The sequence below is a fragment of the Acidovorax sp. CCYZU-2555 genome (genome assembly GCF_018413525.1).
Lineage (GTDB): Bacteria > Pseudomonadota > Gammaproteobacteria > Burkholderiales > Burkholderiaceae_C > Comamonas.
This window is the reverse complement of the sequence record NZ_JAHCDD010000013.1, coordinates 68,918-91,536: the sequence shown is the minus strand read 5'-3', so window position 1 is coordinate 91,536 and position 22,619 is coordinate 68,918. Positions and strand designations below refer to the sequence as shown.

General features: G+C 57.5%; 11 protein-coding genes and 2 pseudogenes. 5 read left to right on the top strand and 8 right to left on the bottom strand.

All coding sequences use genetic code 11. The features are described 5' to 3' along the window. The coding region (locus tag KHY18_RS06930) for a hypothetical protein (protein ID WP_213296388.1) at nt 1-710 on the top strand (710 nt) is incomplete at its 5' end. Nucleotides 711-813: 103 nt separating this feature from the next. Here the strand turns inward: KHY18_RS06930 and KHY18_RS06925 are convergent. The 5 genes and pseudogenes from KHY18_RS06925 to KHY18_RS06905 all read right to left on the bottom strand — a co-directional run. Next, nucleotides 814-1,461, bottom strand: coding sequence for a site-specific integrase (locus KHY18_RS06925; RefSeq protein WP_213296385.1), 648 nt, complete (start codon nt 1,459-1,461; stop codon nt 814-816). A 42-nt stretch (nt 1,462-1,503) separates the two neighbouring features. Further along, nucleotides 1,504-1,821, bottom strand: coding sequence for a hypothetical protein (locus tag KHY18_RS06920; RefSeq protein WP_213296370.1), 318 nt, complete (start codon nt 1,819-1,821; stop codon nt 1,504-1,506). 14 nt (nt 1,822-1,835) lie between these two features. Then, a complete protein-coding gene (locus KHY18_RS06915) occupies nt 1,836-2,090 on the bottom strand; it encodes a hypothetical protein (protein ID WP_213296367.1) in 255 nt (84 codons plus the stop codon). Between the two features lie 103 nt (nt 2,091-2,193). Then, nucleotides 2,194-3,320 (bottom strand): IS3 family transposase gene (locus KHY18_RS06910; protein WP_502768414.1). Its coding sequence is split into 2 segments (ribosomal slippage): nt 2,194-3,077 and nt 3,077-3,320, totalling 1,128 coding nucleotides; the frame shifts between segments, so codons are not numbered across the junction. Between the two features lie 114 nt (nt 3,321-3,434). Then, nucleotides 3,435-3,766 (bottom strand): annotated as a pseudogene (locus tag KHY18_RS06905) (transposase); the annotation flags it as partial. 981 nt (nt 3,767-4,747) lie between these two features. Here KHY18_RS06905 and KHY18_RS06900 point away from each other — a divergent pair. Both KHY18_RS06900 and KHY18_RS06895 read left to right on the top strand, forming a co-directional pair. Continuing rightward, on the top strand, nt 4,748-5,845 hold the full coding sequence (locus KHY18_RS06900; protein ID WP_213296358.1) for a DNA cytosine methyltransferase: 1,098 nt from the start codon (nt 4,748-4,750) through the stop codon (nt 5,843-5,845). A gap of 43 nt (nt 5,846-5,888) precedes the next feature. Continuing rightward, nucleotides 5,889-9,002: an N-6 DNA methylase gene (locus KHY18_RS06895; protein WP_213296355.1), complete on the top strand. Its 3,114-nt coding sequence runs from the start codon at nt 5,889-5,891 to the stop codon at nt 9,000-9,002. Nucleotides 9,003-9,063: 61 nt separating this feature from the next. Here KHY18_RS06895 and KHY18_RS06890 read toward each other — a convergent pair whose 3' ends face one another. The 3 genes from KHY18_RS06890 to KHY18_RS06880 are packed head-to-tail and all read right to left on the bottom strand — an operon-like array spanning nt 9,064 to nt 20,117. Then, nucleotides 9,064-10,725 (bottom strand): NERD domain-containing protein, encoded by a 1,662-nt coding sequence (locus KHY18_RS06890; protein ID WP_213296315.1) that lies wholly within the window; start codon nt 10,723-10,725, stop codon nt 9,064-9,066. Between the two features lie 28 nt (nt 10,726-10,753). Further along, a complete protein-coding gene (locus KHY18_RS06885) occupies nt 10,754-17,059 on the bottom strand; it encodes a DEAD/DEAH box helicase (protein WP_213296312.1) in 6,306 nt (2,101 codons plus the stop codon). A 13-nt stretch (nt 17,060-17,072) separates the two neighbouring features. Beyond that, nucleotides 17,073-20,117 carry a hypothetical protein gene (locus KHY18_RS06880; protein WP_213296294.1) on the bottom strand — a complete coding sequence of 1,015 codons (3,045 nt, stop codon included), beginning with the start codon at nt 20,115-20,117 and terminating at the stop codon, nt 17,073-17,075. Nucleotides 20,118-20,524: 407 nt separating this feature from the next. On the opposite strand from KHY18_RS06880, the pseudogene KHY18_RS06875 reads away from it, so the two are divergent. Both KHY18_RS06875 and KHY18_RS06870 read left to right on the top strand, forming a co-directional pair. After that, nucleotides 20,525-20,854 (top strand): annotated as a pseudogene (locus KHY18_RS06875) (integrase core domain-containing protein); the annotation flags it as partial. Between the two features lie 965 nt (nt 20,855-21,819). Then, a complete protein-coding gene (locus tag KHY18_RS06870; RefSeq protein WP_213296291.1) occupies nt 21,820-22,533 on the top strand; it encodes a DUF7011 domain-containing protein in 714 nt (237 codons plus the stop codon). Nucleotides 22,534-22,619: the final 86 nt, after the last annotated feature.

Here is a 22,619-nt window from a genome sequence, read left to right as displayed (position 1 = left end):
AGATGATGCGGACATCGCGTGACTATCGTGTTGTCTACGAGGCATTAGTGCGATCTGGTTCGCCTAAAGCACGATTTTATGCCAAGGACATATTGGGACGTTGTTTTTCCATAAAAAATCTAGGATTACGCGAAGTTTCAGTAATAACTTCACAGCAAGATTTGGCAAGGCAATTGCAACAAGAGCGCTGTGGTTCATTCAGTTCTGATGAATTGTCTTTCGATACCTTGCGACAGGTCGCCGTGGACCCGCGTTTTCCGAGGGGCTTGTCCGAGATAAACGAAAAATGGTCCAAAGCTGGAGTAGATCTGACCCGGCAGAAGGAAGTATTCGGGGAGGTGCTGCAAGCCAACGACGCATTGCTTTTGCAATATATCGGCAGTAGCTTGCTAAGTCAGCATCGGGATTCGATCAAGTTGGGAGACGTGGAATTCAATGGAGATTCCGCATTGGATTCGATGCGTCTGGCCTGGCTTGCTGCGGTTTGCGAAGGAACGGGTACAAATTGCGGTGCTGGTGACGCTTATGTAGTCGATGCTTGTGCGAGCCTGAATCTCTGCGAGGAATCGCGCCCTCTTGCATTGCGTGCGCTGGTTGCTCACAAACATGGCGTGACCCAACAGTCCACTTTTGACACAGCGTATGCACTCTTTGTCAAAGCCATTCAATCGCGGAATGCGCAAATGTTTTTCCCCGAGGCGAAGCCATAGCGCCTTGCGTGGGCTGCGGCTTCCCTCTTATATTTCAGTTGGGGGGAGTCCCTCTCAACGCAAATACTGAGTGATGACGTCTTTCAACCAGCTAATTGTTTTTTCATTTTTCCGCGTTTAGCAGGCACTGACGTAGCCCCAGCACCACAGGCAGTGGTTGGGGTTCGCTAAATTCAATGTCTTTCCAGCTGGGTAATGCATTCATCACATCGTGTGGAAATTCCATCTTTACCAGTTCAGTGCGCACTTTGGCCTTGTCTAACTTGGCATAAGTCTGAAGGTATTCTCCATCTTGCAGGTGGCCAAGAACGCCGGAAAGGCGGTGCAGCGGCACGTCTGCGTTCTCCAGGCGAGTTGCAGCGGTATGCCTGAAACTATGAAACACAGGCTTGCCATCTTCGTTCTTCAATACGTCGCATGCCTTGCGGTACCGAAAAAACCAGTTCGCCATTTGGCTGTTGTAAACCGGACGCTCGCCAGTAGCCTTCTGCGGCTCCATCTCTCGGAACAGGCACCAATGCCCCGCGCTGCGGATTTCTTGCACGTAGTCAAGGAAACCCAGTTCAATCAGCTTTGGATGAATTGGCACATGGCGTTTCGAAGTCTTCGTTTTTAGGCTCTTTCGCCTTTCCCCATCACTATCGGCATCCTCATTAATGTCGAAGAACGGAACTAACTGATCGTCCTTGATATCAGACAACCGAAGTTGCGCAAGTTCGTTGGCACGCGCACCAGTGAGGAGCGCCATCATGGGCAGCCAGTATTGGTAGCGTCTTTTGAAACGCTTAGCGCCTTAGCCATAGCCGACCTGTGTCTTCCCCTTGGTCTCCATCACCTGGCCGGTAAAAAGTTTGCGCAGATCTTCATCACTTAAGGCCCTGCGTGTGTGCTCGCCGTCCTCAAGGATGGCCTCTTCTTCTTTAGACAACCATTTCTTCTCAAACTTGGCGCACGGATTACGCCCTCGCGGAAAGCCCCACCTCTCCTCATCTTCATCCAGCGCCCAATTGAAAACTGTCCCGATACGAGTAATACGCTGCACTGCAGTCTTGATTTCAACCGTCTCGCCATCTTCATCGACGTTGAGTTGAGCGATCTCTGATAGTGCCATGCCTTCGTATCTCGTTACCTTGTTAATGTTCGGCGGAAGTTCTTTTCAATATCGAGGAAAGAACGCATCGTTTTGCCGAATATATCTTTAATAAACATATCCCCCATGGCCCGAATGAAACGGCCCACTTCTGCCACGTATTGGCTGTTTGTCCGTTCCCCATTCTTGCTGAATTCGGGTGCGTCCTGATAGGCAGCCATCAATTCGGATATACGCACCTGCGGCAATCCGTCAGATTGCCCTCCCCGTCTGAGAGCATCCTGCAGCATGCTCTTGGTCTGGGTCAGCTCATGCTCTTTAGCCTGTGTCGCACGGTTGGCTTTGACCTGCCCCCTTCCGCCATACCAATCAGTCGGAAGTCCGGGTGAAAGCTTACTTGATCTCTTTGCTGGAAGCCGGCGGTCTCTGATTGATGATGCGATGCCGTTGAGCGAACTCAGCCGGCGGTATTCGTCCGAGACTGCTGTGCGGTCGCACTTGGTTGTAGTCCTGGCGCCAGCTTGCAATCGTTGATCGCGCCTGTACCAGCGTCTCAAACCAGTGCTCGTTCAAGCACTCGTCACGGAACTTGCCATTGAAGCTCTCGATGTAGCCGTTCTGCATGGGTCGTCCTGGCTGGATCAGTATGTGGCGCACGCCATGCGATTGGGCCCAGGCGACGAAGGACCGACTGGTGAACTCTGGGCCGTTGTCGGTTCTCACTGCAGTTGGGTAACCTCTGAAGGTGGCCGCACGATCGAGCAGCCTGGTGACGTATTGCCCTGAGATTCCGTAGTCCACCGAGATATCCACGCATTCATGCGAGAAGTCATCAGCCACAGTCAAACACTTGATGCGCCGCCCATTGGCCAAGCTGTCGGAGACGAAGTCCATGCTCCAGACTTCATTGACATGCGTTGCCACCGTGAGGGGCACGCGTTCGCTGGCAGCGCGCCGCACCTTCTTGCGCTTGCGAACCGCCAGCTGTGCTTGGCTGTACAACCGATACACCCGCTTGTGGTTCACGCCTGGGAACTCCGGGCGCAGCAGGTCGTGGATGCGGCGATAACCGAAGCGACGACGCACCTGCGCGATCTCGACGATCTTGGGGCTGAGCTGTTGTGTACGCTCATCCACCAAGGGCGGATTGCGGTAGCAATCTCTGGAGAGCCCCACCAGGCGACATGCGCGGCGCTCGGAAAGATGATGTTCAGTGATCATCTTGGCTGCTGCTGCGCGTCTGGCCTGCGGGGCTAAGGCTTTACGCCGAAGACGTCCTTGAGTGCGTGAATGTCAAGGTGGGCCTCGGCCAGCAAGCGCTTGAGCTTGGAGTTCTCGGATTCAAGCTCCCGCAGCCTCTTGGCATCCGTGGCCTGCATGCCACCGAACTTGGCACGCCACTTGTAGAACGTTGCATCGTTGAAGCCGCCTTGGCGACACAGCTCCTTGATGGGCATCCCGGTCTCCGCTTGCTTGAGGAAGCCAATGATCTGCCCTTCGGTGAATCTGCTCTTCTTCATATCCATCATTCTCCTGGTTGATGGACTTCACTAACTTTACGTTGGTAGGGTTGGAGGGGAGCAGGTCAAGACACCGAAGACGCGACACATGGTACGTGCAGGGAGGTCGGCTTAGTTCGCCATCCCGAGTCCGAAGACTTCGTGGATGTCGCATCGCTGAGACCAGCGAACCAGGCCGTAGCCTTTGCTAGGATGCATCGTTCCATCTGGACCTGGCGCAACTGCCGGCGCAGGCGTACCAGTTCTTCACGTTCGGCTGTAGTCAGACCGTCCTTGTCTGGCAAAGGTTTGCCGTCATCAATGGCTGCCTGGTTGACCCAGTTGGTTATGGATTGGGCGGTGACGCCGAACTCACGCGAGAGTTGCGCTGACGAGCAACCGGCTCGCACGAGTTCGACCATCTGCTGGCGGAATTGCACCGGGTACGGTGGTCGTACTTTGGACATTTGCGACGCCTTGAACACAAGAATGATGTGTCCACGGAACCGAGTCAACTCCAGCACACCCCGTACGACAAGGCAAAACAACGACGTATCAAGGGTCGTGTTAGCGGCTCTAAACCTGCGCCAGGATCCGCTAGACGAGCATCAAGCCGATGCCGAGCAGCAGTTTTCTCAAGGTCAGGCGACCCGACACGTCGACCCGTGAGCCAGACAGGCCTAACTCACCCAGCAACAGGCGCATGGCCTGCTTGCGCCGCTGCTTAGCCGAAATGTTATCGCCTATTCTCCAGCGGATCGATCACGTCTTCCCAATCCTCTGCGAACGAGAGCCCACACGCGCCGGTCAATAGTCCGCTCAAGCATTGCACCAATCACAAAAACTGTATAAAATCACAGCATCCTGAATGCTTTTCATGCATTGCTCGACTGGTACACGTGGCCATCCTAACAATGACCACGAGAGCTCAGAGAACAACGGTGCGCTTTTACAGATTCTGCAAAAGGCCTGCACTGGGCAACGGACCATCTCAGCGGATTAGAACCGTGAGCCGTCGTCCTCGTTCTCTTTCACTGGGCGCCCCCCCCTTCGGCAACAAATTGGAGAGCCTCAGGATGTTTTGTTGAGGGCAGGCCAACAACATATCCGCCCGGCGATTGCCTATGTGGTCTTAACGGGCCCAAATCTATAGGGCGGAGAACAATTCACCACTGTGGTGTAAACTGGTGCATTAGCTCTTCAGCTTGGAAAACAGCCATGCGGACTCAGACAAAACATCATGACAGCAGCGCGCAGGAACGTACAGTTCGGGCCTCCATCAGCTTCCCAGAGAACCAGTACCAATTACTGGAAAGGATCGCTGCAGAGAACAAGGTCTCTCTTGCTTGGGTAGTACGCGATGCGATTGATGGCTACTTGAAGTCTAGGTGGCCCCTTTTCCCGCAAGGCACTGATGCCGAAGATGCGCAGCAAATAGGCGAGAGATCGTGAACAAATTTTTTGAGAAAAACTGGGAAGAGATCAGGGTGTTATCCCTGTTCTCAGGTTGCGGCGGCATGGACTTTGGCGTAGAAGCGGCAGGCGGTCATGTCATCTTCTCGAACGACATCCTTACAGACGCCTGCAATACATTGAAGAAGTACTTCCCTGGAGCTGACATCCGTAATGCGGACATCTCTGGAATCCAGGCATTTCCCGACGCAGACATCGTCGTGGGGGGCTATCCGTGCCAATCCTTTTCGATGGCTGGCAATCGGGACCCTGAGAAGGATGAGCGTACAAACCTATATAAGCAATTCCTGCGGGTAGTGGGCATCGTCCGCCCAAGGTATTTTGTTGCGGAGAACGTCTCCGGTCTCAAGGCGCTTAGCAGCGGCACCTTCTTGAAAGAGCAGCTCGACGCCTACAGCAAAGCGGGCTACAACGTCACGTATAAGGTCCTGAACGCCAAGGACTACGGTGTACCGCAATCGCGCAAGCGGCTCTTCATCGTAGGTATCAGAAAAGACCTGAACCAAGTATTCGAATTCCCGAAACCGACCCACGGTAAAACGACGAAGGCATCAGGTCCGCTTGAGCCCTACGCCTCCCATGGCGACGCCATCAAAGGATTGCCGCTCTGGCCTGAAGGGGAGTTCTATGAACGGCCGCACGACCCCGATGGTCACTTTTCCTGGTACTACATGTCGCGGAATCGTAAGGCTAAGTGGGCGGATCCTGCGTTCACAGTCGTGGCGAATTGGCGGCACATCACCCTTCATCCAGCAAGCCCAGTCATGACCCTCACATGGTCTAACCTTGCGGATGGCTGGAAGCAACGCTGGGATTTCTCCGACCAGTACGAACACATTGAAGCAGATCCGAAGCGTAGGAAACTAGAAACACCGCGCAGGCTTTCCTGGCGCGAGTGCGCGCGTATCCAGACCTTTGATGCCAAATTCACGCCAGTTGGCGAAACAGACTCAAAGTTCACCCAAATTGGGAATGCGGTGCCGCCAAAACTAGCTGAAGCCATGTTCACCCACCTTTTCTCCGGCGCCGGCCTTGTTGCGCTTGATATTCAAGCCGCCCGCAAAGCCGTTTAGAACCTGAAATGTACCGCCCCGGTAAGTTTGTACAAGGATTTCTGTGAGCAGCGCAACTACGTCATCTTTCGTCAGTGCAGTCCTGTCCGCGGCTGAAATTTCCAAAAACGAAGCGCAACTACGGCATGAGCTAGAAAATGCTCTTAAGCAAGCCTGCTCGGAGCTCTCTATTCCTTGGACGCCGTTCCAGCTGGAGCGGGCTCTCAAGGCGAAGGGAAAACCAACGAAGTTCGCGGATGTAGCTCACGGAGCTGTGGTCATCGAGTACGAGCCGCCAAGGTCGTTCAGAGGGCGCGCTGGGAGTAAGGCAAACCATGCACGCCAGCAAGCAGAGGAATATGCAGAACTAATTGCTGCAGAAGAAGGACGGGGACTCCAAGAATATGTCTTGGTCGCCTGGGACGGAGCACACATCACGTTCGGTCGGTTCGAGAGCGCTGCGCCCACTTGGGAGGATGTCGTTGCGTTCGACAAGGTGTCCGCGAACCGTTTGCTTGCGGCACTAGAAAGCAATGGTCGGCCGCTCGTCCATCCCCAGCTCCTGCAGGCACTGGTTGGACCGGACTCGGAGTATGGGACTGCGCTGATTCCAGAGCTCTACGCCAGCATCTGCAAAGCGGATGCATCCCCTGCCACCACGAAAACCAAGATGCTGTTTTCAGAGTGGCGCAGGCTGTTCAGCCAGGTCGTTGGGTTTCAGCCGGTCCATATGAAAAAGCTGCTCGCCCGACAGGAGATTTCGCACGACCAGCCATACCAAGACAATCCTGCGGCTTACCTTTTCGCACTGAACACGTACATCGCAATCATTGCCAAGGTCGTCGCAGCATGCGCGTTGCCCCGGGCCAGCCAGGACGTGCTGGAATCGGGTGTCCCGATAGCAGAACGGCTGCGGGCCGTCGAGACGGGTCAACTTTTCGAACACGCCGGCATCCTGAATATGCTGAGCGGGGACTTCTTCTCCTGGTACTTGGACGATAGCGACTGGCCCCGCTACCAGGCGCATCTCAGTGCTATGCTGGGAAAACTGGGCGGTGTCGACTTCGTCGTTTCTAAAAAACACGCGGACACGACTCGCGACCTTTTCAAAGGTATCTACGAACGATTTATCCCCAGGGAGGTCAGACATGCCCTTGGCGAGTTCTACACTCCCGACTGGCTGGCAGAACACGGGATGGACTTACTGGATTGGCAGCCTTCTGATTCGCTAACTGACCCAACATGTGGATCAGGCACATTCTTGCTCGAAGCCATCAGGCGCCGACGCAAGGTCAACAACGGCGCGACAGCCCAATCGCTGCTCGCAGGCATCCACGGTATCGACCTCAATCCCCTTGCCGTCCTCGCTGCAAAGGGGTCACTTGCCGTCTTCCTGTCGCCGCACTTGGACCCAGCACATCCCATCCGCCTGCCAGTGTACTTAGCGGATGCCGTTTATCCGGCCGCCGTTGACCTTTTCGCCAACTACAGCCACGTCCTGCAGACGGAAATAGGTCCCAGGGAGTTTTCTGTCCCTGAGAGGATGATTGGACACCCTGACTTCTTCCGCATCTTTGCGAAGATACGGATGCTGATCGATGCGGACTACCCAGCGGCGAAAATTTGCGGCTCGATACTCGCCGACCTGCAAGCTATGGATCTCGATCCATCCGACATTTCCATCGTAAGCACGACCGTCGACAATTTGGTTGAACTCCACGATCAAGGATGGAATGGCATCTGGTGCTCGATCCTAGCTGACCGCTTTGCTGCCGGCGCTATCCCTCCATCCTCCCACATCTGCGGCAACCCGCCGTGGATCAAATGGAGCAACCTGCCAAAGGACTATGCCCAGTCGATCCAGAAGCACTGTCGGGGGCTCGGCGTATTCAGCACCGACAAATGGGTAGGCGGCATCGAGTCGGACATTTCGACGGTGATCACTTACCAGGCCGTAAAGCATTACCTCGCACGGGATGGACGCCTGGGCTTCTTTCTACCCGGATCAGTGTTCACAACTGAGTCCAGTGCCGGATTCAGGCGCTTCTCAATCGACAACGGTAGCTTACAGTGCCGCGTACTGCTGGTTGAAGACTACCAGGACATCAAGCCGTTCGACGGAGTCAGCAACCACCCGACGTTCCTGATGCTCCAACGGGACGCAGCAACTTCATTCCCCCTTCCCTACCGCTCATGGACCACAGATCCAAACGGCAGCGGTAACCAGCGGACCTACGCTTCGGCGGAGCATTTTCGCCGCACTGCCAAACGTATTGACGGAACTGCTATACCAGTACCAGGCGGCGATGGAACGCGTCCATGGCTCGTCGGATCTGCGCACGACCAAGCCGTGTTTTCGAAGGTTTTTGCGGCAGGCGCAGAGCCTGAGTACAAGGCACGGAAAGGCATTACAACCGACCGCAACGGCATCTTCTGGGTCCATGCCACTGGTGCAGTTGGATCCAACCTGGTAACGGTGCGAAACGCAGCCGACATCGGAAAGACGAAGGGGATTCCCCAGATCACCGCGACAGTTGAATCTGAGCACCTCTTCCCACTTCTGCGCGGCCGCGGAGTTGCACCGTTCAATGCCGTGCCAGAACAGGATCTTCGAATTCTTGTTCCCCAACGAGGTATGCATGGCGATCCAAACTTGCCAACCGCAAGTCCGCACACATTTAAGTTCCTCAACCGCTTCAAAAGCCATCTCGAACAGCGGTCCAGCCTGAGAAAATTCCAGGAGAAAGAAGAATTTTATTCGCTTTGGAGCACCGGACCCTACACATTCGCTCCGTTCAAGGTGCTCTGGCGCGAGATGGGCAACAACTTCGCCGCGGCTTACATCGGCAATGCGTCAATCGAACACGCGGGCGACAAGACCGTTATTCCTGACCACAAGCTCTACTTCATTCCGGTCGAATCGGAGCCCGAGGCGGCCTACCTGACCGGCTTTCTGAACGCTCCGATCATTGCCCAGGCAGTGTCTGCATATGCCGCACAGCTCAGTCTGGGCGCCAGTGTTGCTAAGTACCTCAACATCCCAAAGTTCGATGAAGCTAGTGCGCAGATGGCTGCCATCGGCGGCATTGCGCGAGATCTCACAAATAGTGGAGGTAACGCTGAGCCCACAGATCTGGAACAGCTAGACTTGCGAGTCAGGGAACTTCTATCGATCTAGTTAGAGCTAGCTGTGTGTGCTAAGACCAATCTAAAAGCTACCTTTACATAGGTAGCCAGCATTAGGCATTGAGCTCGCTGGCGGAAAGACGACTCGTCCGCTGCAAGTACCACTGCCGCGCCTCTTCCGAAACCGCCATGATGGCAAGTCGGCCAGTTGCCCTGGTACACGCGACGTACAAATCATCGGCACTAAACGCCTGGATCCGCCCAGGAACATCGGCGTGCAGTAGAACTAGATTCTTCTCCTCAAGGCCTTTGAACGACCTAATGGTGGAAAAATAGACAAAACCAGGCTTTCCTAGCAATGCAATGTCTTCGGTCAATTCAAGGCCATGCGCCCGCCTCGCCGACGACAAGCAGGAATTCTCCAACTTGAACGGCGACAAGAAAACCACCCCTCCCTCAGGGTTTAATTCATGCGCAGCTGTCCATGCACAGGCTGCGGCTGTTGCGCCCCATCCCTTATTTACCAGCGGGGCGGCACCCAACGGAACTCCCGGCAGGTGCACCACAGAAAGCTCGCAGCAGCCATTTGTCGCGGCGTTCACAAGCTGCGTATTGCGGCAATTGTGGTAGAGCCTGAAAGTGACTTCAGCACCGATCGGCTCCTGCGTGGCCGATCTGTAGACATTCTGCGCCCAGTCGGCGAAGAATAGCCATTGGCCTGCCGGAGTGAGCATGTCCAGCAATGCAAGCAAGCGGAGTTCTCCAAAGTCTTGGCCCTCATCCACGATGATCGCTTCGTACTTGGACAGCAGCGGTAGTTCTGCAGCCACGTCCTGGACGAGCGAAGGAAGCTCTTCCGTGAAGAACTTTACGCCGATTCGTCGCCCATCAGCTATTCCAGCAAGCTGGTAAAAAAGCCGGTCGACGGAAGTAATCGACGCCGACATCTCCGGATTAGCCAATCTCAAGTGCTCGGCAAGGGCTTTGTTGAAGCAGACGTACAGAGCCCGCTTTCCCTCTTCGAGGAGCGCATCCAACTTCCAGAGCGCAAGCAGAGTTTTGCCCGACCCTGCCGGACCAACGATAGCGACCCGAGGCAGCTCAAATGCTCCCCGCAGGGCTGCAAACTGTTGCCTAGTCAGCTCATTGATATCGACTGCATCCTCGTCAGCATCAAGGGGCGAGTCGCGCATCGCAATGCGAAAGGAGGCATTCGAGAGGATCACGGCAACCCTGCTCGCCATATCCGCTGTGAACTCGCTGCCCTGCGACTGGTGGATACGCGCCTCAAGGGCGCCCCGTATCCTGCGTTCCAAGCGGTGCATGTCCTGCGAAGGCACTATTGTGCTGGAGTCATAGAGCGTGGAAGAGCCCTCAACACGGCCGTTCGGATATGCGACGAGGAAAGCAAACGCGCCTGGGAAACGTTGCCGGGGTAAGCGGTCGCAAACGATTTTTGCCAGCGTATGCATGTTCCTGCAAGCCTGCTCGGGCGGAGGCTCATCGATCGCAACTTCAGCCCTAACCTGCCCTGTACGGCGGTTGGTTTCTTGCCGGTACCAAATTCCGTTGTCGCCCACCCGGACCGAGTAGGAGCCCTTCACTTCAAGCACGGCCATTCCTAGTCCGGGTACCAGCACGACGAAGTCGCATTGCCCATCTCGCACCAGTCCTTGATCGTTCTGCAAGACCCAAGCAACATTGCACACCACTATCCAGTCTTGCGGCAGCTGATCCGCCAACAGCCGGCGCACCTCCCGCTCCCAACGGTCCATGCTGTTCTGTCCAAGGATCCTCGGCATGTCAGAAGCTCCCGTCGCCGGAGCGGAATGCAATCAGTGAAAGGGAGGGGCAAGATTGGCGGTCAAGGTATGCGGCCCCAATCACTTTGACCCTCAAGCCAGCTCCTGCAAAGTTGGAAATGTTCACTTTGACCGGCTGGCCGTTGACATCCGCGAGCCAGACTCCTGGCTGAGCAGCCCAGCCATCGCCGCCGGCTACTTTTGTCCAACTCCACCCCTCGTGAGCCAAGACGCCACCTTCTTGCAAACCGATCAGCTCCTGCATCCAGGGTTCCTTAAGTATGGGTGGCGTCCCGCCGCCCGTTCCCAAACCAGCCGTACTGATATCGAGCTTCGGGAAAAGATGCAAATTGCCACGTACCCACGCCATCCGACGCGACAAGTTGAATGAATCGACTAAATAGATCGCAGTCGCCCCGATGTTGCGGGTCCAGTCCACAAGCTCCGGATTGATCGGCCCAGAGCCAGTTACGGAGGCTGCCCATAGCGGGTGGCTTACCAGGTAAAGGACCGTCGATTCCTGGCCGGCCACGCCTCCTCCCGCGATCCAGCCATGTTCGCCCTTGGGCCCCCTCTGCCGGGCCTGGGTGCCCTTCTCATAGGCCGCGCAGTAGGTGTCTGCCAGCTCCGATGCCATCGCTTCCCAGCTGCGCAAGCCTACGCCCCAATCCTCGAAAAACTGATCCCGACCAGGCAGGAAGGCAGGGTCATGCATGACGCGCAGCAGCTCAAGTCCCAGCCGCCATTCGATCAGCCCATGAAGCTGCCGGTTCCGGAAGCCGCGAAGCAAGAGGTCAGGCGAGCGCCACACCTGTTCGCTTTGCGTTGCACGCCGGCACTCCTCCCGGATCATTGAGCCGAGCCTTGCATATTCACCAGCGCCGTTTATACAGCCGGCCAGCAAGGCCGCCCAATTACGGTTGGCCCAGTCAACCAGCCCTGCGCCGTTGGGGTGGTCATCTGCAAGGTACAGCTCGGTACCGGAAACGCTGCTGTCCTCCAGATACCTGTGGACAGACGCAATCTCGATATCAAGCGAATCAACGTCGAGTTCCAATGCGATCGCGCGCTGCAAGATGGTGGCAGCGGAATACCAGGCGGCCCGCCGTGAACAAAGCTCTTTGGCGTCGTCAAAGAAAGCCAAGCCGCTGTCATCGAGGAGCCTGACGCTCAACACGTCGGTGGTCTTCGGAGATGCAATGCTTGCGGATATCTCGGCCTCATCAAGCGATGCTTTCCAAATCTCGCCGTCCAACCATTGCTGCCCCCTCTGCTGGCGAAGCGAATGAGTCCGGTTGAAACCGAACGGTTTTCCACCCCGGCCCTGCGCGATCCGATAGACCTGCCCCTGATGGTCCAAGGCCAGGAAAGCCCGGCCAAACGGGCGTTGCAGCACGGCGTGCAGCGAAGGCGATGCAACGAAAGACCTCGGTCCGCCATTGCGTGACGACTCCGTCGACGTCACTGGCTTCTCGATATTGAGGTCAGTCACGAAGCCATTGGGAACAACGGCCAAGGACAGGTCCGCAAAAGCGCCGCATCGAGGGCAAGGTTGGGAAGGCGGATTCCTGATCCAAGATTCTTCCCATCCATCGATAGCCTGAGTAGGCCGCAATGTGGCGGGATCGGCGCGGTATATGGTGAAGTTCCTGCAGCTCTGGCAGAAAAGCTGCCAAGTTGCGCTCCCGATCGGACGGTCAATGGTTTTCCACTTGTAGTTGCGCTCATGGGCAATCGACCCTGCGAGGCCTATTGGCGAGAGCAGCCGCTTGTCCCAGACACGCTCTGAGCCCGGCGCAAAATCAGTGATGGCATGGTCAAGTGTCCGGTCAAGCACCTTCGGTTCCCTCGATTGGCCCGCTGGCTCTGGCGGAAGGTGGAAGTACAGGTTGCGCACGGACGTCGGCATGCCATACATCGGCAGTACCCCAGCTTCGGCAAGAGCCGTAGCAAGCCCTTGGCTCGGATCAGACGCTGAGCTGGCGACTTCCTCCAGGCGCGCCGGCAGATCCTGGGAGTCATTGGCAAGCCGTGCTGGATCGATTTCCGTGCCTCTCGAGACCACGTGGGCGATACCGTCAATCTCAGCGCGCTGGTCCCGGAACCATTGCTCGACCGATGCCTTGCGTACGCCGCAATACTCATGAACAAGCCCCATTTCGCCATGTGTATCTACCGGCCTGCCCGAGTCGTGCCACATGCAGCTGGCGGACCGGAATGCCCGGCGAAGAACCTCTTTGGCAACCAGGCGTTCGGCGAGTAGGCGCTGGTCCTCGGTTACCGACACCGTTGGCTGCGGAGGAATGCCGCCTGTCATCTCATCGGGATGGTCGAAGTGGATCCGGTCATGTGTCTGGCCGCGGCAGTAGGTCAGGACTACCGAAAAAGCCTGACCTTTACGGCCCGCCCGGCCTGCGCGCTGCTGGTAGTTGAAGCGTTCGGGAGGCATGTTGGCTTGGAACACGGACTGGAGCGCGCCGATGTCTACGCCGACCTCCATCGTCGTTGTCACAGACAGCAGGTCGATCGTGTCGACCTGGCGCACAACATCCCTCCGCACCACATCCTCGACACTTTCATCTGGAAAAAAAACGTCGCGGAAGTGCCGTTGGCGCTGGGCCTGATCGCTTGTCTGACCTGTAAGCTCCTCAGCGTGTATCCGGAATCCCGATCCAGCATCGGCCGCAAGGTAGGCGTAGTAGTGGACCCGCTCGATCTCCGCCGCCGAGCGCTGGCCATTCGGGACCGAAGGCAAGTGCGCAGTGCAACGGGAGCAGATGCCCCCCGAGGGCTGCCAATGGACCTGGCCGCAGCGCTCGCACACCCACGGCCGGGAATCGCGTGCGGCGACTTTTACCCAGAGGGAAGAAAGCTCCACGATCCCCCAAGCGTCATTGGTTCCGTGCCCAACCCGGGCTAAAGCATCACGCACGCTATCCCGAAGGCCTTCCCAGCCAATGCCCAGCCGGCTGGCACAAGCATGTAGATAGTTTCCGATACGCGCCTTGTCGGCCCCCTCCCTCCGGTCCCGCCGTGGCTGGTCCCGGGACCACGCCTCCGGCGGCCAGTCCCTTTGCGGAGGATTCGTGCGCCTCTGTTCGGTAAGGATGCGGATAACGCTCTCGCAGATTCCACGGAAAACCTGCTTATCAATGTTCGGAGGCTGGAGCTTGCTCGCTGACGGAGGCAAGCAAAGGTGGCCGACTCCTTGCGCTTCGAGGTCGTAAAGCAGCCGCCCGGAAATGGCCCGCCAAGACTGCCGGCGCAGTGCGTCGCCGAATTGCTCAAGCCTGTCGGCTTTCGCTTGCGCAAACTCAGTCGACGAAAGCCTGGGACCGTTTGGAGGTTCGAAATCGAAGAACGACGTCCAATCCTCCGTCTCACCGACGCGCTTTGAATCGATCCCCGGGCCTGCAGGATTGACCCCAAGGCGCGCAAAGTATTCCCAAAGCGGGGGAAGCGCCTGTTTGGCTGAATTCGGCCGAAAAAGGAATTCGTCGAAGCGCACGAACCCAGGCTGCCAGTGCATCAGGCGGTTAACGTTCGATTTAGCTTCTTCGCTAGCGAACTCAGGATCATCCTGCACAGATTTCGCGTCTCGCCAAAATTCTGCCAACGCCTGGAACTGGGCAGGCGGCAACGATTCTCTCAATGCGCGCAAGATGCCTTGCCCTTGGGCCACAGCTCCAGCCTCCAAGGCATCGAGAAGCTGCCGCTTGATTGGTTCGATGCCTCCGGCTGCCCTCTCCCGGATCTCGCGCAGCACAGCGACTCTCAGCAGATGCTCCCACTGTTCGGTCTCGACACCGTTGGCCAACCTGGCGGCAGACTGCCGGCTGTCAGAAAACGCGACGAGCTTCCGGCCAGCGCCTTCGGGCATGACCCCCATGAGGTGCTTCGTCAGCAACAGGGATGTCTGGGTCAGGCCAGTTGCGAAAGACCGGATCGGGGCTGGCCGGCCACCTTTGCGCACTGAGTAGTCGATCTTGCACGAAGGGCAGCGCTGCGGAATCGCAGGCAGCAGACCGCCTGATGCTTCCAGGTGGAACCAAAGGCAGGAAACGCCATTGCCTACAGGTTCCTTGCCCACCTCGACAATGCCCGTCAAAGGATCGATGGAAGAACGTAACCAGCCTGCGGGGGCCGTAAGCACGGGCCGCCGGGTGGTCTCATCGCGCTCCTCCGATCCTTGTGTCCACTGGAGCTCTGACGGATCGGAGACTCCCTCCCAATCGCTCGGCAGCAAGTGGACGACGCCCAGCTTGTCATAGCGCTGTGCGTCGGTCCTGGTCTGGGGCATCGACTCCGGCAAGCCTTCGATCGCTGGAGGCATGGGTGCCAATTCGTACCGGTCGATATTCCCAGGGATCGACGCAGGAGTCTTGTAGCCAGCAAGCAGCTGCGTTCCACAGCATTCGCAGTACAGCACTTCAAGCGCCCGATCGCCGTCGATGTCCATCCGAGGCTCGGCAAGCAAGCGCCCGACCCTACGGCGCCGGTCTTGACCAACATGCTGGGCAGTGGCCCATAGACCATCGATGTTCTTGACCATCCAATGGAACCGTATCCGCGGCAAAGGATGGGCGGGCTGGATCGCTTTCACCGATGCGAGCTGCGCTGCCCTTCCTGCTGCCAAAAACAGCCCGCGGACCGCATCGCTAGCGTCGCTTTCCGCCATGTGGGGAAACAGGCTTTGCAGATGGCTGGAAAGCGATATGGCGCGGTGGCCGCCACGCCCTCCTTCGACCTTCCAAAAAGAGTCTGCAAGGCGCTTTGCAGGAATGGCACCGCCAACGCTGGAGGCAAATTCGCCTGCCAGCAGGTCAGTGGACTTGGCCCCATCTGCTTGCCTTGCAACGGCCAAGCAATCCTCCGCAAAGGAAGGCGGAATTTCAGTGGGGCCTTCGGGAGCCCCATTCACACTGACCCCTGCTTCTACATAAAACTTAGCGCGCGCAACCTCCAGACCCATCCCGAAGAACTCGCCCAGGAACTTATATGTGTTCTCGGCCTCGCCGTCCAACGATGCACTGGAAGCGAGAATTTGAAGCTGGTTGCTGTCAGGGTCTAAGCCAAGGCGTTCCAGCAGCAGCCGGAGCAAGTACCCGACTTCTGTCCCAGACGCGCCGCGGTAAAGGTGGAGTTCGTCAAGGACAAGCTGGAAAACGTGGTTGTCCCGGTCTTCTGCAAGCCACTCACGCGTGGCTGCGAAAACATCAGCATCAGCGCGGTCCCCTGCTATCGCATGGCTAGCCTGGCGCATGAGCATGATGGAAAGCATGCTCACGTTGGTTATTAAAAGATCAGGAGGCGCAGCCTGCATCTCCCAGCGATGGAACATCTCAGCCGCGCTGGGCGACATCCGCGGCACAAACGACAGCTGCTCTGTAAGATCAGCGAGTTGCTGCTTGGCATCGCGTGTATCGCCACCGGCAGCGGTCACGGAGCGAAGGCGCTCCTGAGCGGCCCGTGTCGCTGTTGCCAGCTGTTGATACTGGTCGATAGCTTGCTTCAACGCTGCCTTGAGCTCGTCGTGCTTGGGCTTATTCAGTTCACGCTGGCCCTGGCCGTCGAGCCGCCATGGGTGGCCTGGCACGGGGGTAGTGCCGTTATATCGTCCGAACCGAACGCGGTTAGCGCCCCAGTGCCGATCAAACGCAGCATGTGCATCATCGGAGTCCAACGCGCGACGCAAGCGGGACATCTGGTCTTCTACCAGTGCGTTCATTGGGTACAGGAGCAAAGCCCTGACAGCGGTTTTCCGCCGCTCGCCGCGCGCGCCAGCCCGGCCGAAACTCCACTGTGGAGCGCTCTTCCACTCGGACGGCAACGCCACCGGGGGCGCCGCTGCAGCCCAGCCGCCTGAAGGCCGAAGTGCTTCCCTCGCGATGGACGCAAATACCGGTAGCAGGAACGACTCCGTCTTGCCAGAGCCCGTGCCGGTAACGACCACGCAATGCTTGCGTTGCATAGCGGCTTGGAGCATCCGTTGCTGGTGCATGTACAAATCCGCCCCAGCGGGCATGAGCCCCGCTCCCGCCAAAGCAATGAATCCCTGCCTTGCCACGTCATCCAAGCCGGGCAGGTCCACTCCGTCGAGAGCGCTAAGCGGCTTGGCATTCACATAGGAGGGCAGTAGCTCAAGGTATGGCTCCTGGAATAGCACGCCAGGAGTATTGAGAAGCGCTTCGCGTTCGGCCTCAAAAGATGGCGAATCGGTACCGAATGCGGATTGGATATACCGCTTCAAATGGCCCTTCAGCTGTTCCCACGAACCGATCGGATCTTCGCCTATGGTTTCTAGCACTCTTACCGTCCTTTTAAGCATTCAAAGTTTCTGAGCTACGAGCCGCCTTTACGCACGTGAATGGCTCCAACGCGCACCCCAGCAGCGCAGCGACTTGCTGCGCTATTTCTGCGGGAACCCAGCTGTAGCAGAGCCAATGCCCCGGAACAAACTCCCGGTACACATGGCTAATAGCCCTAACGACGCGTCCAGAATAGCTGTCGAAAACAGGCGACCTGCCGCCGGCATCGCCGCCGAAAGAAAGGAAATGGATCGCAGGCCCCATTCCCGAGCAAAGCGCCAGGGCCCGCTCAAGCACAACAGGCGGACGCAGTCGTGCAGGCACCCATAAGTCGCGCGCTTCTGGGTCATAGTGGAGCGGCCAAGGAAATGCGTCGTTCCGGCCATGCTTCTCCTTGAGCATTTCCGCGAAGGCCAGCTGCGAGATCCATACTCCCCAACGCGAGTCGGGCACGTGCGAATACCTCGAAGTTCCATCTGCGCGGCGCACGCCCAGAACGTACAGCTGCAAGGCTGTAGCCTGAGGGTCATCGAAACGGAAAAGCTGAGCGCCGCACTCCCGGTCGATAGACAGGCGTGGCTCGCTAACCGGTACGAACCGAGCCGAATCTGCCTTCAGGCGATGTAGATGCCCCAGCTCAGCGGAAACTGTCTCTGTCCCCCGTGATTCCGCAGCTTCCCTGGCCTGCCTCAGCGGCCCCGCCCAGCGAGCCACATCCCGCGCCGGACCTTGCGCAAAGAGCAAGCCCATAGAGGAACACTCGGCCTGAACGGAATGCACGTCAACTGCGACCACACGCAACGCTGGCAAATGACCTGCGAAGGGTTCTGCGGCGGTCACCATGAAATTCCCATTGGCTTGCAGTAAAGTCCATTGGGCTAGCCGCAGGGTCCCTGATACGCCAAATAGCGGCAGGCCATCTTGAGTAGCAGGTAGTCCATACAGCGAAGGAGCTACGCCATGGATGCGAACGAAGTGTCCCTTGCCATCGGTCTCAATTTCTAGGCAGCCTCGCGCCCGCAGGTCCATCAGCAAGGAAATGGGATTGATACCGCCGGAGAGCCGTGAGATCTGGTCCCTCGCCACTCCGTAAGATATCGATCCTCGCGCTGCCAGCGTGTCCAGGAACTGTGCTGCGCCCGAATCCGCGAAGGATTTGCCGGCCCACTCGGCGATAGCTGGAACCTCTTGCATTTGTTCGCTGTGCCACCCCCCGCCAGTCGGATCGTGGTGCTCGCGGCCAATGCGATTGCCATTTAGGCCCCCGACAGCAGATCTTGGGAATCCCAAGGGGTCGAGTGAAAAATCTCTGGCCTCCCCACGGCCCTCCCCGTCAGGATCGGCCACCCGCAGACGGATGTTCGCCAGCTCGGCCGTGCCCGCCACAAGCCTGATTTCGAAGCTGCTGCGGTTCAGGTCAGGCAAAGCAACCAGGAAACGCCGGATTCCCGATTGCCCCTCCTTGACGGAGTGTTGGGACACCTCTGAAAGCTGCAGTCCAGGAGCTTCAATAAGCGCTTCAGGAGGTGCTTCAAATTCAACAGCAGGCAGGTCGTATGAAGCAAACAAGCGTGCTCCGCCACGCAGCAGCCGGCTCCCCCCGACAAGCCGCAACCTGGCTGGCGGCACGTCAGTGGCTTCGGGATCATCAGCCAAATACTTCCGATGTTCGGCAGTAAGCCTCTCTGCTCTATGGATGCAGGCCATCCGCCATTCACTTGGCAAGCCGCTCACCCCCATTGACTCGAAAGGGATCCGCTCCCGTCGAAGCCAGGGCTCGGTCCTGGCCCAATCGGCCGGAGCGCAAACTAGGTAAAAGACGCCGTAGAGCGGGACATCACGCTCGATAAGCTGCTGTCCGAAGCGCGGATCAATCGAGTTCCAGGCCAATATCCGGCGGGGAGTCTGGCGGATCAGTTCCTTGCGGCATTGGTCGCCACATGTGCCAGCGCTATCGTCTTCAAGCTGGACCTGTACTTCGAGCTGCACCGACGCCGAAGCAGAAAGGGCCGCTACCGATTGCCGGACATGCTTCTCCGAAACGTCGGTTATAAAGCTTGCACCCGCGCGGTGCATGAAAGCGGGCTGGCGCTGGCCTTCAATTTCAAAGCTGCAGAGCGGCGCATCGACTACTGCCGGAAAGCTCCAACATACATTCCACCCATTCGGAACTTCTTCGGAAGGCAGTAGGACAAGTGTGATGGCGGCTCCTGCTTCGCCTTGCTCCTTGAGCAGCGGCCCAGCACTGGGCCGAGCGGGGTCAACGTGACCACCTTTGGGTCGGCTTCCATTCCACGACCCGAGAAGCTTTCGGAGAAGGGCCGCTAGTGGCGGTTTGTACTCATGCTTAGCCATAGCAGCGCGAAGCGGCTTCGTCAGGAAAGGCGATTCGCAACCGCGCTCAAGCAGGACTGCGAGCGTTGAATCCAGCAGACTCTGGCCCGGCCGAAGCCTAAGCGCCCAGAAAAGCCGGTTAAGGTTCCGCTCGTCTTGCCGGCTAATTAGGCATTGGGAGCGCGAAATCCCGACAAAACGGTGCTCTCCTAGAACGCGCTGGTGGAAATTCCCGAAGCGGCCATTGCACTCCCCAGCCGACCATGCTTCAAGGTCTCCCCATGCTTTGGACATCGCATCGGTAACTTTCGGCCCACTTTTGAACGGACGACCAAGCAACTTTTCCACTGAGGCATAAAAGCCTTTTTCCAGTTCATCACCTGAGGCCGCTAGGACCCATAGGGCAAGGATAGGAAGGTATGCTGGGGCCTTTACGCCCGCGTACATAGGATTTGATGCGCCAGGATCTCGGTAGGACGGCGAACGCAAGCCCCGACGCTGCTGAACCAGGAGGCAGACTTCCTCCGAGCAATTAGCGAAACCACCCTGTAGCCAAGGTGCCCCGTATGACACAGCCTCGATCAGACCTTTGGCGCCGCCAAGGTGCAAGCCAAACGAGTCCAGCTCTACACGAGTTGTGCTGAGCCATACATCTTCATTTTTAGCAGCGGCTGAAAAGAACTCCAACAGCAGCAGATCGTTCCAGGCAATGAACCGGGACATTGCTCAACCGACAGCTAATAAGTGATGATCCGCAACGCCACCGCAGTCTGCCAAGGCGGGCTGTGACCAGTCTTTCTCAGTGATATTCACTCGTCTCCTCTGGTATTTCTTGTCGTCTCTCGACTACATTCTGCTACATCTTAAACTAAGCCCAACTTTATTTCGACCTTAATGACCTTCTGTCCCGGGACATCAACTATTTTTAGAAAAAATTCAGTGGAATCGCTTTGCCGGGAATAATCTCACCGATCGGTGACAGAGGGATTGACAGCAATTTCTGTGATTGCGGACATTATTTTTCTAGATCAATAGGCTGCATGGACCCAAATCGCTCAATTGGTGCGCTGTTCTCACGCATTCGTACCAGCACCCAAGCGCAGCTTGTCTAAATAGTCCGCCCATTGCTGCACCTGGTCAAACCGCTTTGCCAGACCTTGGACATAGAGCATCGTCTGACCCTGCCTAGGACGTCCCAAACCAACGGAATGGTTGAGCGCTTCAATGGACGTATTGCCGATATGCTGAAAACCCACCGGTTTCGCAGCAGTGAAGACTTGGAGCAGACGCTGCTGCGTTACGTAGCGCTTTACAACCACCAGTTGCCTCAGTCAGTGCTGAGCAGCAAAACGCCCATGCAGGCGATGAAGCAGTGGCACCAAACCCATCCATATCTGTTCAATAAGCGACCCTATGATCGTCCGGGATGCGACAGATACCGAGCAGCCGAGCCCAGGTGAAGGGGGCCTGGGCGTCAATGGGCGATTCAAGCACCATCGATTCTGCCGGCAATCAAATTTTCGAAAAGACAAATTAAATCAATGACTTAACGACATCCATTGACCATCAACATGGTATATAAAAGTACACCATATAGAAAGCTATATGGTGTAGAAAACATTGCATGATGCCCCACCATTGGTGCGACCCAGAATTTCGAAATCACAAATAAAATCAACAACTTGCAATCTATGCAGGTGAGTTTCTGCCGCGGCACCCACATCGTCAGACTTACCAAATCTGCAGCCAGATCCATGCTTCAGATGCGCTGAAGCATACGAATAGCGGAACATCCAGGACGCCCGCTCGCGTGGCCCCACGCCTATCCAGCCAGTTGTCGAGCTACCGCTCTGCCTCTGAGCGAGGTCATCCACGCCTTTACTGAAATCCACTTCCGTGGTTTGGGCACTTTCCGCACTTCCGGCTTTCCGACTTCGTGCCTGTACGGATTCACGAGTCTGTGCATTCGCGCTTTTCCACAAAGACTCAAAACCAGCCCAGTGCCAAGACAAGAGCCTCGCCAATTCGGTGAACCTCCTGGCCCCTTGCCAGGCGGATCGCCACAGTGAACAAGCGCGTGGACCTGGAGCACATCGCTCGCAGACCCGACCCAAGCTCAGCGTACTGCGTCAAATTCAGCCTGAATTCAGAATATTCCCGCATCAATTCGCACTCTGCACTCCAGCGGTGCAATCCTGGCGCAAACGGTCACGATCTCCGAACCACGTTGATACAAGGTTGTGGTGCTGTGCAGTAATCCAGCTGCTCAGCCATCGCAGTCGGATGAAACCATCACCGCTGCGGAGCCCATCTGTCTTGACGTCGCAGGCTTCAATGACTCACATACCGTTTTGACGATGGCTCCATGGCTTTTCAATGCCGGCGCCCATGGCGACTGTTCCCGCTGCCCATTGAGAGTTGCGCCATGGCAGAAGCAAGATCCGATCACTGGCTTCCCAGCGCCGCGTATCTCTACGTCCTGCACCTCGACGGCCCCGCCCTGGCCTGGGAATACCTGCGGCGCAACCCGGACTATCGGCGCGACTGGGCTCGGCGTCGCCCTGGCGCCGCGCAACGCTGGGGTCTGCGGCTGCTGGAAGATCCTGGTCTGGATGCGCGGTATGCGCACCCGGCCTGGTTCCCCGACCACGATACCGTGGTGCAACTCTATCCCGATGCCGATCCACCGCTTGACGCCCTGCCCTTCGAGTTCTGGCGTATCCCCGGTCACAAGCAGCTGATCCATGACGGCCGACGACTGCTGCTGATTGCCCGGCTGCCGGGCGGCGTCCTGCGTATTGCGCTCGCACCCACGCTGGATGACGGCATGGCCTACGCCCACGCGTTCCGGGCCTGTCATCCGCCTTACGCCCGCTCTCGTGCCCTTGCGGGCGAACTGGACAAGCTCGCAGCAGCGCATGCCGGGCCTGCTGCCCCTATCTCAGCGACGAAGCCCCGCCCCAGCCAGTCCATGTTGATGGAGCTGTACACCCTGCAGGCGCTCGACGGGACTCTGGCAGGCGCATCCCTGCGCACCGTGGCCGACGCGCTGTACGGCCCCGATGCCGTGGCCGCTCACTGGCATGCCGATGGTGACCTGCGCGGCCGCGTGCGCCGCCTGGTGCAACGGGGAAATTAGCTGATGTGTGGCGGCTATCGCCGCCTGGCTCAGTTGCCTGCGCCTGACAAGGGACGTTTTGTGCTCGATGCAAAACGTCCCTGAGC